This window comes from Streptomyces sp. NPDC005784 (assembly GCF_042871525.1).
In the GTDB taxonomy this organism is placed as follows: domain Bacteria; phylum Actinomycetota; class Actinomycetes; order Streptomycetales; family Streptomycetaceae; genus Streptomyces.
In genome coordinates this window covers 472,291-486,461 of sequence record NZ_JBIAIQ010000004.1, presented here as the reverse complement: position 1 = coordinate 486,461, position 14,171 = coordinate 472,291, and the positions used below count along the sequence as shown (strand labels likewise).

Below are 14,171 nucleotides of genomic sequence, written 5' to 3'. Positions count from 1 at the left end.
CGGCCGCCGCCCGGAACCGCTACTGGTTGGCGGCGGCCGATGCCTGGGCCTGCCCCCGTCGGCTGATCTGGCGGAAGGTGAACTCCGCGAGATCGTCGCCGGTCGTGAACACCGCGGTGTCCTTCGCCGTCACGTCCTTGCCGTTGGTGAAGCCGGCGAGGGTGAAGTAGGCGTAACGGCCGTAGGCGTTGGTGGTCGAACGGCAGACGGCCGAATCGCAGAACGCCTTGATGCCGTTGCCGGGGAGCGAGGCGATGATGCTCTTGTTGTCCGCGTCGCCCTTGGCCTTGGTCGCCTGGGCCTCGGTGTCGAAGACCGCGACGCCGACCGTCACCGCCACCCCGTCCTTGACGTAGGTGACGCGCAGGAAGCGGGTGCAGCCGTCCTTGGTGAGGACCGGCGGCAGTGTGCCCTTCGCGGCCGAGGAGCAGTTCTTCGTGTCGGCCGTCGGACCCTTGCGGTACACGCGGTTGCCCATGGTGAGCTGCGTACCGGGGAAGAGGATGTCCGGGCTCAGCGGCGCAGTGTCCTTCTGCGCGCTGGCTATGAACTGCTTCGGATCCAGCGGCGGCGGAGCCGAGGTCGGCGCGAAGGACGGAGCCGGCGTCGTGGCACCCGGGATGTCCGCGCTGGCCGGCAGTTTGGACGGCTGATTCCCCGCCTGGTTACTCCCGTTCGCGTTGGCGACGGCCATGGCCACGGCCGCGCCGACCGCGACGGTGGCCAGCGCCCCGCCCACGATGAACAGCACTTTGCGGCGCCTGTTGCGCGTTTCGGAAGCCTCTGCCATTGCGGCCCAGTCGGGATTCCCGCCGGACCGCTGATTGCCCCACTGAGGCGGTTGCTGAGACCCCGGCTTCCAGGGGTCCCACGGGGGCTGCCCCTGCCCACCCTGCCCATAACTCATGCGCCGCATCTTAGACGGGCGTTGGGGGGTGCCGGTCCGCTCCACCGGGCACTTGAGCCCCTAGCGTGATCTGAATGCGTACGGGCAAAAGTGACATCTCCGGGTGGTTGGTACGTAGGGCCTCCTGGCGCGCGTGGGCGGTGTCGGGTGCGGTGCTCCGCGCGCATGCCGTGGGGGTCGCACGACACCGCGACAGGCGGGACGGACAACGCGATCCGCCTCGGGGTGCTCGGCCCCGCCCGGCTCGCGCTGGGCTTCGCGCCCTTCGGGCACCTGGTCCCGCTCGGCAACTGGACGGTGACCACCGCCGCGGCGCTGCCCCTCGCCCTGCTGCCGGCCGCGTGGGAGCGGTGGGGGTGGGCCGGTGTCGTCATCGGCGCGGCCCTCGTCCTGAAGCCGCGGCCCGCGTCCTGAAGCCGCTGCTCGCGCCCGTGGCGCTGCTCTTCCTCTACCTCTTCGCGCACAGGTGGCGGGGGCCGGCCGCGGTGGTCCTGGCGTCTGGCGCTGCTGATGCACGATCCTGCGGGATTCGTCACACGGACGCTGCCGTTTCTGCTGCGGAGCCATGATCGATTCGTACGTCTTTACGAAGCTTCTCCGGTGGTGGTGCTGCCGCGGCTCGGGGTGCCGTCGTGGGCGGCGGTCCCGCTCGCCTGCGCGGCGGCGGGTGCCGGGGGTCCTGGGCGCGTACCGCCGTTGGGCGCGCGGGGTTCCCGGGCCCCCGCGGCTCGTTGGGGCCGCGGTGCTGCTGATGCTCTCGGCGTTCCTGGTGTCCCGGCCGCCGTATGACCACCATCTGCTCGTCGTGGTGCCGCTGCTGCTCGCGGGGCTGCCGTATCCCGGTTCGGCGGCCCGTGGGCCCTGGTTCCGGCCGGCTCTGATGCCGCAGGTGCCCGGCGCCGACTGGCCCTGGCTGGAACCGATGACCCGGCGTTCCTTCCGTGACTGCTTTACCCTGTGTGTATTGACTGCATCGGTGGCGCTCCGGCGTCCCCGGCATCTGCCGCTCGGCGGCCCCGACCACTTCGTCGCTCCGCGACAGGGACGACGGGCCACGAGGGCGTGAGCACTCGCGTTTTGACCCTTCCGGGGCAGCGCGGGTAAGCTTGCAGTTCGTTATGTGTATTGGCTTGCTCATTCTCACGTGAGGGGCCCTTACACCGGTCCACCGGGGCTGATGACCAGCGACCAGCACGCGGTATGCGTCACCGCAGTGCGGTCAGGGCTGTCGTGATCGTCCGTGGTGGCCATGTCAGGACCCACTCACTGAAGAAGCGAAGGCTACGACCGTGCGTACGTACAGCCCCAAGCCCGGCGACATCACTCGCCAGTGGTACGTCATCGACGCCCAGGATGTCGTCCTGGGTCGTCTGGCGACCACTGCTGCGAACATTCTGCGCGGCAAGCACAAGCCGATCTACGCGCCCCACGTCGACGCTGGTGACTTCGTCATCATCATCAACGCCGACAAGGTGCACCTCTCCGGCAACAAGAAGACCCAGAAGCTGGCGTACCGCCACTCCGGTTACCCGGGTGGTCTGCGCTCCGTCCGTTACGACGAGCTGCTGGCGAAGAACCCCGAGAAGGCCGTCGAGAAGGCCATCAAGGGCATGGTCCCCAAGAACACCCTGGGCCGTCAGGTGCTCTCGAAGCTGAAGGTCTACGCGGGCGAGAACCACCCGCACGCTGCGCAGCAGCCGGTCCCGTTCGAGATCACCCAGGTCGCGCAGTAGTTCCGGCCACCCCCTAAGACGAAAAAGAATCTGAGGAGAATCGTGGCCGAGACCACCGTTGAGCAGCCGGTCGAAGAGACTGAGACCGAGCTTGTCGACATCGAGAGCTACACCAGCGAGTCCGAGGTGCCCGTCGAGGGCGAGTACACCTCCGAGTCGCTCGCGGGCCGCTTCGGCGACCCGCAGCCGGCCGCCGGCCTGGGCCGTCGCAAGAACGCCATCGCCCGCGTCCGGATCGTCCCGGGCACCGGCAAGTGGAAGATCAACGGTCGCACCCTTGAGGACTACTTCCCCAACAAGGTGCACCAGCAGGAAGTCAACGAGCCCTTCAAGGTGCTCGAGCTCGACAACCGCTACGACGTTGTCGCCCGCATCTCGGGTGGCGGCGTCTCGGGTCAGGCCGGTGCCCTGCGCCTCGGCGTGGCCCGCGCGCTGAACGAGGCCGACGTGGACAACAACCGCGGCGCCCTCAAGAAGGCCGGCTTCCTCAAGCGCGACGACCGTGCGGTCGAGCGCAAGAAGGCCGGTCTCAAGAAGGCCCGTAAGGCCCCGCAGTACAGCAAGCGTTAATCTTCGCCGCTTGTTTCTGCGCGTAGTACGCGTAGCTCCGAACGCCCCGGCTGCACGCCACAGTGCCGCCGGGGCGTTCGTTTATCACAGTGGTTGGGCGTATAACGGCACAAGGTGCTCAAAGGCTCATGTGATCGGATGACCTCCGTATCCTTCGGGGGACTTCCGTACTCTGCAGCTTTTCTCAGGAGGACAAGTGGGACGACTCTTCGGCACGGACGGCGTGCGCGGTGTCGCCAACGCGGATCTGACGGCCGAGCTCGCGCTCGGGCTTTCCGTGGCAGCGGCGCACGTACTCGCCGAGGCGGGCACGTTCGCAGGTCACCGGCCCGTGGCCGTGGTCGGGCGGGATCCGCGCGCGTCCGGGGAGTTCCTGGAGGCCGCCGTGGTCGCCGGCCTCGCCAGCGCCGGCGTCGACGTCCTGCGCGTCGGTGTGCTGCCCACCCCGGCGGTGGCCCATCTCACCGGGGCGCTTGGCGCCGACCTCGGTGTGATGCTCTCCGCCAGCCACAACGCCATGCCCGACAACGGCATCAAGTTCTTCGCCCGCGGCGGGCACAAGCTCGCCGACGAGCTGGAGGACCGCATCGAGGGCGTCTACGAGGAGCACCGCACCGGCGCTCCCTGGGACCGCCCGACCGGCTCCGGCGTCGGCCGGGTGAACTCCTACAACCAGGGCTCCGACCAGTACATCGCCCACCTCATGGGCGTTCTCCCGAACCGCCTCGACGGTCTGAAGGTCGTCCTCGACGAGGCGCACGGCGCGGCCGCCCGGGTCTCGCCCGAGGCCTTCGCGCTGGCCGGTGCCGAGATCATCACGATCGGCGCGGAGCCCGACGGGCTCAACATCAACGACGGTTGCGGCTCCACCCACCTGGAGCTTCTCAAGGCCGCCGTCGTCGAGCACGGCGCCGACCTCGGCATCGCGCACGACGGCGACGCCGACCGCTGCCTCGCCGTGGACCACACGGGCGACGAGATCGACGGCGACCAGATCCTGGCCGTTCTCGCGCTGGCGATGCGGGAGCGTTCCGCACTGCGCTCCGACACCGTTGTCGCGACGGTCATGTCCAACCTGGGGTTCAAGCTCGCCATGGAGCGCGAGGGCCTTGCCTTCGTCCAGACGGGGGTCGGCGACCGCTACGTCCTGGAGGAGATGAAGCGGCACGGCTACGCCCTCGGCGGCGAGCAGTCCGGGCACGTCATCATCCTCGACCACGCCACCACCGGCGACGGCACGCTGACCGGCCTGCTGCTCGCCGCCCGGGTCGCCCAGACCGGCCGTACGCTCCGGGACCTCGCCTCGGTCATGGAGCGGCTGCCGCAGGTCCTCATCAACGTGCCCGACGTCGACCGGTCCCGGGTGGGCACCTCCGCCGAGCTGGCCGCCGCGGTGGCCGACGCCGAGCGCGAACTCGGCACCACCGGACGGGTGCTGCTGCGCCCCTCCGGCACCGAGCCGCTCGTCCGCGTCATGGTCGAGGCCGCCGACATCGACCACGCCCGTTCGGTGGCCGCCCGTCTCGCCGACGCGGTGAAGTCGGCGCTCGGCTAGGACCGGACAGGTCCTGCACTTCCGCCTGAATCCGTGAGGCCCGCCGCCCCAGGTGTCTACCTGGGGCGGCGGGCCTCACGGCTGTGCGCGGCGGGCGCCGCCGCCGGGTGGTCTGTTGCCTGTTACCCGGCGGGGTCCGGCCGGGCGACCCGGCGCTTGCGCTGCATGGCCCAGAACCACTTCTGGGCGAGCAGCGTGAGCGTGCCGGCGACCACGATGCCGAGCAGGTTGAACAGCAGCTGCTTGGTGGATCCCCAGGTCTGGGCGTAGTCCGAGTAGCTGAGGGCCACGGCGGCGTTCGCGGCGGCCGGGACCGTGGTCACCGAGATCGCGACGCCGATCAGGGCGCCCGACTTGGCGGACGTGAGGGACAGCGTCCCGGCGATTCCGGCGAGGAACGCCACCACGAACGACATCCAGTCCGGCTTCCAGATGAACGCCGTGTTCGGCCGGGGCGCCTCCACCATGGACTTCTCGAACAGCCCGAAGACGTCCATCAGCCAGCTGAAGCCCGCGGTGATGACCATGGCCGCGGCGAAACCGGCGAGCAGCGCCCACAGCGACCGCCACACGAGATGCGGGGCGCGCTGCACCAGCGCGGTGCAGATGCCCGCCAGCGGTCCGAACTCAGGGCCCACGGCCATCGCGCCGACGATCAGGATCGCGTTGTCGAGCATCACACCGCAGGCCGCCAGCATCGTGGCCACGGTGAGGAACGCGAGATAGGTGACGTTGAGCGTCGACTCCTCGTGCGTCGCGTCCCGCAGCTGCTCCCACAGCACCGCGTCCGCGCCCTCGCCAGGGGCCTCCTCCTCCGCCCGGTCGGCCCGCTCCGACAGCGACAGCTCGATGGTCTCGACGGCGATCGACCCGGTCCGGTCGAGCCCCGACTCCCGGAGCGCGCCGATGAGTTCATCGCCCGCCTCGCGCGCGACGTCGCACATCACGACATCGCCCGCCGGATTGCGGGCGGCACCCGGGAGCACGACGAGGTGCGTGGTACCGACCGTCTTCTCGATCAGGCGTACGACGTCGTCGGTCCGGTCGGCGGGAGTGATCAGGCGCAGGTGCAGCATGGCCGCAGACTAGTCGGACGTATGGGAGCGCCGTACGGGCGGTTGTACGAGGCCGACGCTCAGGACGGTCGCACGGGACCGGCCGTCGGGGGACTACAGCTTGCGCAGGCTGAGGCGCTGCACCTTGTGGTCCGGGCCCTTGCGCACGACGAGGGTCGCCCGGCCGCGGGTGGGGGCCACGTTCTCCAGCAGGTTCGGCTTGTTGATGGTGCGCCAGGTCGTACGGGCGTAGTCGAGGGCCTCCTCCTCCGAGACCTGGGTGTACCTGCGGAAGTACGAGTCGGACTTCTGGAAGGCCGTCGCGCGCAGCTTGCTGAAGCGGTTCAGGTACCAGCGCTCGATGTCCTCGGGGCGGGCGTCGACGTACACGCTGAAGTCGAAGTAGTCCGCGAGGCCGACGCGGGTGCGGCCGTCCTTGCCGGGCAGCGCCGGCTGCAGCACGTTCAGGCCCTCGACGATGAGGATGTCGGGGCGGCGGACGGTGAGCCGTTCGCCGGGCACGATGTCGTAGATCAGGTGCGAGTAGACGGGCGCGGTCACCTCGTCCTTGCCCGCCTTGATGTCGGCGACGAACCGGGTCAGGGCCCGGCGGTCGTACGACTCGGGGAAGCCCTTGCGGGACATCATCCCGCGCGCTTCCAGTTCCTTGGTGGGGAGCAGGAAGCCGTCCGTGGTGACCAGCTCGACGCGGGGGTGCTCGGGCCAGCGGGAGAGGAGGGCCTGGAGCAGTCGGGCGACGGTGGACTTGCCGACGGCCACGGAACCGGCGACGCCTATGACGAAGGGGGTGCCGGACTGCGAGCCCTTCTCCCCGAGGAAGGTGTTGAGCGCGCCTCTGAGTCCGTCCGTGGCGCCGACGTACAGGTTCAGCAGTCTGGACAGCGGCAGATAGATGTCCCGCACCTCGTCGAGGTCGATGACATCGCCCAGGCCGCGCAGTTTCTCGAGCTCCTCGGCGTTCAGCGTGAGCGGCGTCTTTTCACGCAGCGCGCTCCACTCGGCACGGGTGAGATCGACGTAGGGAGTCGCCTCCGGCTTTGACCGGTGGGCGCTCCGCGGCAACGGGGAGACCGGAGAGATCACAGTCCATTGTTAACGGAGTTTGAACGGGGTGGGAGGTGGGGTGCGTCACGTGGGGCCCGCGCCCCGACGTGCGGGGGTGGGTCACGCGGGTGCCGGACCCCCGACGTGCCGCGTGGGGCGGGCGGAGTCCGCCCCGCCCCGCCCCGCGCCTCGGCGCCAGTCGGTCCGGTCGTTGAATCCTTCGCCCTCGTGGCTGCTGGAAATTTCCGATATCGGGCACGGTCGGCCCGATTCGGAAGGGCGATGAACCGTACGCTGCCGCCATGTGCGGAATCGTGGGTTATGTGGGGTCGCAGTCGGCGCTCGACGTGGTGATGGCCGGACTGAAGCGACTCGAGTACCGGGGATACGACTCGGCGGGTGTCGCCGTGCTGGCGGACGGGGGGCTCGCCGTCGCGAAGAGGGCCGGGAAACTGGTCAACCTGGAGAAGGAACTGGGCAGTCGGCCGCTGCCGGCCGGAACGACGGGGATCGGGCACACCCGCTGGGCCACCCACGGGGGACCCACGGACGCCAATGCCCATCCGCACCTCGACAACGCGGGCCGGGTCGCCGTCGTCCACAACGGCATCATCGAGAACTTCGCCCTGCTCCGCGCCGAACTGGCCGAACGGGGCCACGACCTGGCCTCCGAGACGGACACCGAGGTGGTCGCCCATCTGCTCGCCGAGGAGTTCTCCGCGTGCGCGGACCTGGCGGAGGCGATGCGGCTGGTGTGCCGACGTCTGGAGGGGGCGTTCACGCTGGTCGCGGTGGACGCCGACGATCCGGACGTGGTCGTGGGCGCGCGCCGGAACTCGCCGCTGGTCGTCGGTGTCGGCGAGGGCGAGGCCTTCCTCGCCTCGGACGTCGCCGCGTTCATCTCCCACACCCGCTCCGCGATCGAACTGGGGCAGGACCAGGTGGTCGAGCTGCGCCGCGACGGTGTGACCGTCACCGGGTTCGACGGCAGGCCCGCCGAGGTCCGCTCGTACCACGTCGACTGGGACGCGTCGGCGGCGGAGAAGGGCGGCTACGACTACTTCATGCTCAAGGAGATCGCCGAGCAGCCCAAGGCGGTCGCCGACACCCTGCTGGGCCGGATCGACGCGGCCGGTTCGCTGACGCTCGACGAGGTGCGCATCCCGGTCCAGGTGCTGCGCGAGGTCGACAAGGTCGTCATCGTCGCCTGCGGGACCGCCTTCCACGCCGGGCTGATCGCCAAGTACGCCATCGAGCACTGGACGCGCATCCCCTGCGAGGTGGAGCTGGCCAGCGAGTTCCGCTACCGGGACCCGATCCTGGACCGCCGTACGCTCGTCATCGCGATCTCGCAGTCCGGCGAGACCATGGACACGCTGATGGCGCTGCGGCACGCCCGCGAGCAGGGCGCCCGGGTGCTGGCGATCTGCAACACGAACGGCTCGACGATCCCGCGCGAGTCCGACGCGGTGCTGTACACGCACGCGGGCCCCGAGGTCGCCGTCGCCTCCACCAAGGCGTTCCTGACCCAGCTCGTGGCCTGCTACCTGGTGGCGCTGTACCTGGGCCAGGTGCGCGGCACCAAGTGGGGCGACGAGATCCAGGCCGTGATCCGGGAGCTGTCCCGCATCTCCCGCGAGGTCGAGCGGGTCCTGGAGACCATGGAGCCCGTACGGGAACTCGCGCGCTCCCTCGCCCACAAGGACACCGTGCTGTTCCTCGGGCGGCACGTGGGCTATCCGGTCGCGCTCGAAGGCGCCCTGAAGCTCAAGGAGTTGGCGTACATGCACGCCGAGGGCTTCGCGGCGGGCGAGCTGAAGCACGGCCCGATCGCGCTGATCGAGGAGGACCTGCCGGTCGTCGTCGTGGCCCCCTCGCCGCGCGGGCGCTCGGTCCTGCACGACAAGATCGTCTCCAACATCCAGGAGATCCGGGCCCGGGGCGCCCGCACGATCGTCATCGCGGAGGAGGGTGACGAGGCGGTCGTCCCGTACGCCGACCACCTCATCCGTATCCCGGCCACACCCACCCTCCTCCAGCCGCTGGTGTCGACGGTCCCCCTCCAGGTGTTCGCCTGCGAACTGGCGACGGCCCGCGGCAACGAGGTGGACCAGCCGCGCAACCTGGCGAAGTCGGTGACGGTGGAGTGAGCGGCGCCGCAGCATGAGGCCGGGCCGCGGTCCCGCCCTCTAGGGTGCGGACATGAGCATCATCGGGGTCGGTATCGACGTGGCCGAGATCGACCGGTTCCGGGCTTCGCTGGAGCGGACGCCCGGGCTGGCCGAACGCCTTTTCGTGGAGCGCGAGTTGCTGCTGCCCAGCGGTGGCCGGCGGGGCATCGCCTCGCTCGCGGCCCGGTTCGCCGCGAAGGAGGCGCTCGCCAAGGCGCTGGGCGCCCCGGCGGGACTGCACTGGACGGACGCCGAGGTCTATGTGGAGGACAGCGGCCAGCCGCGGCTGCGCGTGAAGGGCACGGTGGCGGCCCGAGCGGCCGAACTGGGCGTTCGTTCCTGGCATGTGTCGCTCAGTCACGACGCGGGGGTGGCCTCGGCGGTGGTGGTGGCGGAGGGGTAGCCGGGGCGGCCCCGGGGCCGCCGGTCCAGGAGGGCCCGCCCGGCCAAGTCCGCACCGCGCCCGGCCCGGTTCTGCGCCGCACCGCGCCCGGCCAGGTCCGCGCCGCGTCCCGCCCGGCCAGGTCCGCGCCGTGCTGCGCCTGGCCAGGTCCGCGCCGCGCCCGGCCAGGTCCGCGCCGCGTCCCGCCCGGCCAGGTCCGCGCCGTGCTGCGCCTGGCCAGGTCCGCGCCGCGCCCGGCCCGGTTCCGCGCCGCGTCCCGCCCGGGCAAGTCCGCGCCGTGCTGCGCCCGGCCAGGTCCGCGCCGCGCTGCGCCCGGCCAGGTCCGCGCCGCGCTGCGCCCGGCCAGGTCCGCGCCGTGCCGCGCCCGTGCCAGGTCCGTGCCGCGCCCCGCCCGGCTCTGCCCTGTGCCGCGTCCCGGCCGGCTCCGTTCTGCGCTGTGTTCCGTCCGGTCCCGCCGTGCCGTGTCCCGCTGCGCCACGCTCTGCCGCGCCGTGTCCTGCCGCGCCGTGTCCTGCCGTGCAGCGCCCTGTCGTGCAGCGCTCCGCCGCGCCGCGTTCCGCTCCGGACAGGGGTGGCACCGCGCGCCGGGAGGTGTTCTGGACGGGGCGCACGGTGGGGGTCGGTGCGGGAGACTCGGCTGCATGCGTACTGCGTACAGCGTGGAGACAGTGAGGGCCGCCGAGCGGGAGTTGATGGCACGGCTCCCCGAGGGGGCGTTGATGCAGCGGGCGGCCGCCGGGCTCGCCGCCGCCTGCGCGGATCTGCTGGGCCGGGTGTACGGCCGCCGAGTGGTGCTGCTGGTGGGCAGCGGGGACAACGGCGGCGACGCCCTGTACGCGGGGGCGCGCCTCGCCCGGCGCGGCGCCGGCGTCACCGCGGTGCTGCTCGCTCCCGAACGGACCCACCCGGGGGGACTGGCGGCGCTGCTGCGCGCCGACGGCACCTCGGCCGTGCCCGGCGCCGCCGAACCGCTCGTGCGGCGGGCCGATCTCATCGTGGACGGCATCGTCGGGATCGGCGGCAAGGGCGGCCTGCGGCCGGATGCCGCGCGGCTCGCCGAACTCGCGCACGCGTCCCGTGCCGCCGTCGTCGCCGTCGACCTCCCGAGCGGGGTCGAGGCGGACACCGGAGAGGTGCTCGGCGCGGCCGTCCACGCCGACCTCACCGTCACCTTCGGCACCCACAAGCCGGGGCTGCTCGTCGACCCGGCGCGCGGGTACGCCGGTTCCGTACGCCTCGTCGACATCGGGCTCGACCTGCCGGACCCGGCCGATCTGGAGGCTCTCCAGCACGCCGACGTCGCGGCCCGGCTGCCCCGGCCGGGCGCGGAGAGCGACAAGTACCGGCGCGGGGTCGTCGGGATCGCCGCGGGGTCCGCCCGCTACCCGGGAGCCGCGGTGCTCGCCGTGTCCGGGGCGCTGCGGGGCGGCGCCGGGGCCGTTCGGTACGTCGGGCCCGCCGCGGACGCCGTCATCGCGCGCTTTCCCGAGACGCTGGTGTCCGACAAGGGGCCGTCGAAGGCGGGCCGGGTACAGGCCTGGGTGGTGGGCCCCGGGGCCGGCGACGACGCCTCGGCGGTGGCGGAGGTGCTGGACGCGGACGTGCCGGTGCTGGTGGACGCGGACGGGCTGCGGCTCGCCGAGCGGGGGGTCGTGCGGGCTCGCACCGCGCCGACGCTGATGACCCCGCACGCCGGGGAGGCCGCCGCGCTGCTCGGGGTCGCCCGGGAGGCGGTGGAGGAGGCCCGGCTGGCTTCCGTACGGGAGCTCGCGGGGCTGTACGGGGCGACCGTGCTGCTCAAGGGGGCGACGACGCTGGTCGCCGATCCCGTGGGCGGGGCGGTGCGTGTCAACGCCACGGGGACGGCGTGGCTGGCCACCGCGGGGAGCGGCGACGTGCTGTCGGGGCTGGCGGGGTCGCTGCTCTCGGCGGGGCTCTCCGCGCTCGACGCGGGAAGTGTCGCCGCGTATCTGCACGGACTCGCCGGCCGCTTCGCCGCGGACGGCGCGCCCGCCGGCGCCCACGACGTGGCCGCCGCCATCCCGGAAGCCTGGCGCGACACCCTCGACTGACCAGCCCCGCCCCGCGCACGCCGTCCGTGTCGGCCGGGCCGCCCCGCCTCACGCGGGTTCCGCCTCACGCGGGTTCCGGCTCACGCGGGTTCCGGCTCACGCGGGCTCCCGCTCACGCGGGCTCCCGCTCACGCGGATTCCCCGCCTCACGCGGGGTTCCCCGGTCACGCGGGTTCCCCGGTCACGCCGGGCTCCCCGGGCCCGTAGGGCCGCCCCGTTCACGGTCTTCACGCCCGCCGGGGTGTCCTGCTCACGCGGTCTCCGCGCCCCCGGACCGGCGCCCGGGGAGGCCGCGCGCGGGCGCACCGGCTTCGGTCCGGGAGGGACCGTCCGCGGGTGTCGGACGGGCCGGGGATCGGGCGGCGGACGCGTTGCCCAGATCGGGGGACCCTTTCCGCGCGGCTCACCTGGGGGCGGCGCGTTATTGCGTATGGCTGTTCGCATGATGAGCAGACGAAAGGTGTGCCGGGGGATCGCGGTGCTGCTGGCGGTGGTGGTGGCCGTGCCCGTGGGGACGGCGGCGGCCGCGTCCGCGCCGCCGCTGCCCGCCGGGCCCGTCGGCCGGTCGCTGCCCGGTGCGGCGAGAGGACCGCATCCGTTCCGGCAGGGCGAGATCCCGGGCCGCCCGGTGCCGCGACCGGCCGTGGACAGCGACGTGGACACCGCCGGGGAGAACGCGCGGAACGCGCCCGAGGGCGCGGGCGCGCCGATCACGTTCGTGCCCTTCGGGGAGGCCGACGCCCGTCCGGCGGCGTGCCGCGGGCGCAGAGGCCCGTACCAGCGGCAGGCCGAGCGGTGGCTGAAGCTGAGGGTGGACGGGAAGCAGTCGGCGGCCGACTGCCGGGCCATCCGTGCCTTCCAGAAGAAGCACGGCATCAGGCCGGTCACCGGAATCGCCGGACCCGTGACCTGGGCCCGCATGCGGATGCTGTCCGCCCGGAGCGCCCCGCACGTCACCCGCGGTTGCCCGGCCCGCTCCTACCGGGTCGCCTGCGTGGACCTCACCCACGGGCTCACCTGGGTGCAGCAGCGCGGCAGGATCCTGTACGGGCCGGTGCCGATGCGCAGCGGCGGGGCCGGACACCGCACCAGGACCGGCTGGTTCAGGATCTTCTGGAAGCACCGGTACCACTGGTCGACCCTGTACAACACCCCCATGCCGTACGCCCAGTTCTTCAGCGGCGGGCAGGCCTTCCACGCCGTCTACGGCAGCATCCGCACGGTCGGCGGTTCGATGGGCTGCGTCAATCTTCGGCTCGCCGACGCCCGCGCGCTCTGGAAGGTGCTCAGGACCCGCGACCGCGTCTACGTCTGGGGCCGAAGGCCCGGCAGCTAGGACCGGTCCGGCGGACAGGTCCCGTTGCCGTCGCAGCGGCCGGAGCCGTCCCCGGGCCCGTCCCGGGGACCGGTGCCGGAGGGCTGTCCTGCGCCTCTGAGACACTGGGGCGCGATGACAGAGACAGCACACCCGCGGACAGCGCCCCTGCGCGCCCGCGCCGAGATCGATCTGGCCGCCCTGCGAGCCAACGTGCGGACCCTGCGTGCCCACGCGCCGACCGCGGCCGTGATGGCCGTGGTCAAGTCCGACGCGTACGGCCACGGGGCGGTCCCGTGTGCCCGCGCGGCGCGCGAGGCGGGCGCCACCTGGCTCGGCACGGCCACCCCGGAGGAGGCGCTCGCGCTGCGGGCGGCCGGCCTGCCGGGGCGCATCATGTGCTGGCTCTGGACCCCGGGCGGCCCGTGGGCCGAGGCCATCGAGGCCGACGTCGACGTGTCGGTCAGCGGGATGTGGGCGCTGCGGGAGGCCGCACTGGCCGCCGAGGCCGTCGGATCGCCCGCCCGGGTGCAGCTCAAGGCCGACACCGGCCTCGGACGCGGCGGCTGCCAGCCCGCAGACTGGCCGGAGCTCGTCGCCGAGGCCCTGGGCGCCGAGGCGCGCGGACTGATCACCGTCACCGGGCTCTGGTCGCACTTCGCCTGCGCCGACGAGCCGGGGCACCCCTCGATCCAGGCCCAGCTCGCGCTCTTCCGCGAGATGGTGGCGTACGCCGAGGAGCAGGGGGTGCGCCCCGAGGTGCGGCACATCGCCAACTCGCCCGCGACGCTGACCCTCCCCGAGAGCCACTTCGACCTCGTACGGACCGGGATCGCGGTCTACGGGATCTCGCCGAGCCCGGAGCTCGGCACCCCGGCCGACTTCGGACTGCGGCCGGTCATGACGCTGAGCGCGTCGCTCTCTCTGGTGAAGCACGCTCCGGCGGGCCACGGCGTGAGTTATGGCCATCACTACGTCACCCCCGGCGAGACCACCCTCGGCCTCGTCCCCGTCGGCTATGCGGACGGCATCCCGCGGCACGCCTCCGGCACCGGCCCTGTCCTGATCGGCGGGAAGTGGCGTACGGTCGCGGGCCGGGTCGCCATGGACCAGTTCGTCGTCGACCTCGGCGGTGACGAGCCGGAGCCCGGCGCCCGGGCGGTCCTGTTCGGGCCCGGCGACGGCGGCGAGCCCACCGCCGAGGACTGGGCGCGCGCGGCGGGCACGATCGCGTACGAAATCGTCACGCGCATCGGAACCCGCGTTCCGCGCGTCTACGTGAATGTGAAAGAGGAACAAGACGGGTAACACCCCTTAGTCGAACA

13 protein-coding genes are annotated in these 14,171 nt (G+C 72.4%); 10 read left to right on the top strand and 3 right to left on the bottom strand.

What is annotated here, in order from left to right; translation table 11 throughout:
- Positions 1 to 19 precede the first annotated feature (19 nt).
- Positions 20 to 907 carry a hypothetical protein gene (locus ACFYR3_RS10000; protein ID WP_355843958.1) on the bottom strand — a complete coding sequence of 296 codons (888 nt, stop codon included), beginning with the start codon at positions 905 to 907 and terminating at the stop codon, positions 20 to 22.
- A gap of 165 nt (positions 908 to 1,072) precedes the next feature.
- Between ACFYR3_RS10000 and ACFYR3_RS09995 the strand changes: the two genes are divergently transcribed.
- The 5 genes from ACFYR3_RS09995 (at position 1,073) to glmM (ending at position 4,765) form a co-directional block, all read left to right on the top strand.
- A complete protein-coding gene (locus ACFYR3_RS09995) occupies positions 1,073 to 1,321 on the top strand; it encodes a hypothetical protein (RefSeq protein WP_389282349.1) in 249 nt (82 codons plus the stop codon).
- Positions 1,322 to 1,658: 337 nt separating this feature from the next.
- A complete protein-coding gene (locus tag ACFYR3_RS09990) occupies positions 1,659 to 1,973 on the top strand; it encodes a hypothetical protein (RefSeq protein ID WP_389282347.1) in 315 nt (104 codons plus the stop codon).
- 223 nt (positions 1,974 to 2,196) lie between these two features.
- Entirely contained in the window at positions 2,197 to 2,640 is a 444-nt protein-coding gene (gene rplM / locus ACFYR3_RS09985; protein WP_168529673.1) for a 50S ribosomal protein L13, read from the top strand.
- A gap of 42 nt (positions 2,641 to 2,682) precedes the next feature.
- Positions 2,683 to 3,210 (top strand): 30S ribosomal protein S9, encoded by a 528-nt coding sequence (gene rpsI, locus ACFYR3_RS09980; protein ID WP_355843961.1) that lies wholly within the window; start codon positions 2,683 to 2,685, stop codon positions 3,208 to 3,210.
- Between the two features lie 196 nt (positions 3,211 to 3,406).
- Complete coding sequence (gene glmM, locus ACFYR3_RS09975; protein ID WP_355843964.1) at positions 3,407 to 4,765, top strand: phosphoglucosamine mutase; 1,359 nt, start codon at positions 3,407 to 3,409, stop codon at positions 4,763 to 4,765.
- 122 nt (positions 4,766 to 4,887) lie between these two features.
- Here the strand turns inward: glmM and ACFYR3_RS09970 are convergent, their stop codons facing one another.
- Together ACFYR3_RS09970 and coaA are read right to left on the bottom strand one after the other, a co-directional pair.
- Positions 4,888 to 5,841, bottom strand: a complete 954-nt coding sequence (locus ACFYR3_RS09970; RefSeq protein ID WP_355843967.1) for a DUF389 domain-containing protein — start codon at positions 5,839 to 5,841, stop codon at positions 4,888 to 4,890.
- Positions 5,842 to 5,934: 93 nt separating this feature from the next.
- Complete coding sequence (gene coaA / locus ACFYR3_RS09965) at positions 5,935 to 6,924, bottom strand: type I pantothenate kinase (protein WP_355843970.1); 990 nt, start codon at positions 6,922 to 6,924, stop codon at positions 5,935 to 5,937.
- 263 nt (positions 6,925 to 7,187) lie between these two features.
- Here coaA and glmS point away from each other — a divergent pair, with 263 nt between their 5' ends.
- The 5 genes from glmS to alr all read left to right on the top strand — a co-directional run bounded on the left by glmS (position 7,188) and on the right by alr (position 14,154).
- The gene (gene glmS / locus ACFYR3_RS09960; RefSeq protein WP_355843972.1) at positions 7,188 to 9,035 is read left to right on the top strand and encodes a glutamine--fructose-6-phosphate transaminase (isomerizing); all 1,848 of its coding nucleotides are present in this window, start codon (positions 7,188 to 7,190) and stop codon (positions 9,033 to 9,035) included.
- A gap of 52 nt (positions 9,036 to 9,087) precedes the next feature.
- The gene (locus ACFYR3_RS09955; RefSeq protein ID WP_355843975.1) at positions 9,088 to 9,459 is read left to right on the top strand and encodes a holo-ACP synthase; all 372 of its coding nucleotides are present in this window, start codon (positions 9,088 to 9,090) and stop codon (positions 9,457 to 9,459) included.
- 641 nt (positions 9,460 to 10,100) lie between these two features.
- Positions 10,101 to 11,531 carry an NAD(P)H-hydrate dehydratase gene (locus tag ACFYR3_RS09950; protein ID WP_355843977.1) on the top strand — a complete coding sequence of 477 codons (1,431 nt, stop codon included), beginning with the start codon at positions 10,101 to 10,103 and terminating at the stop codon, positions 11,529 to 11,531.
- 442 nt (positions 11,532 to 11,973) lie between these two features.
- Positions 11,974 to 12,867: a L,D-transpeptidase family protein gene (locus ACFYR3_RS09945; protein ID WP_355843980.1), complete on the top strand. Its 894-nt coding sequence runs from the start codon at positions 11,974 to 11,976 to the stop codon at positions 12,865 to 12,867.
- A gap of 114 nt (positions 12,868 to 12,981) precedes the next feature.
- On the top strand, positions 12,982 to 14,154 hold the full coding sequence (gene alr / locus ACFYR3_RS09940) for an alanine racemase (RefSeq protein ID WP_356784158.1): 1,173 nt from the start codon (positions 12,982 to 12,984) through the stop codon (positions 14,152 to 14,154).
- The last annotated feature ends 17 nt before the right edge of the window (positions 14,155 to 14,171 follow it).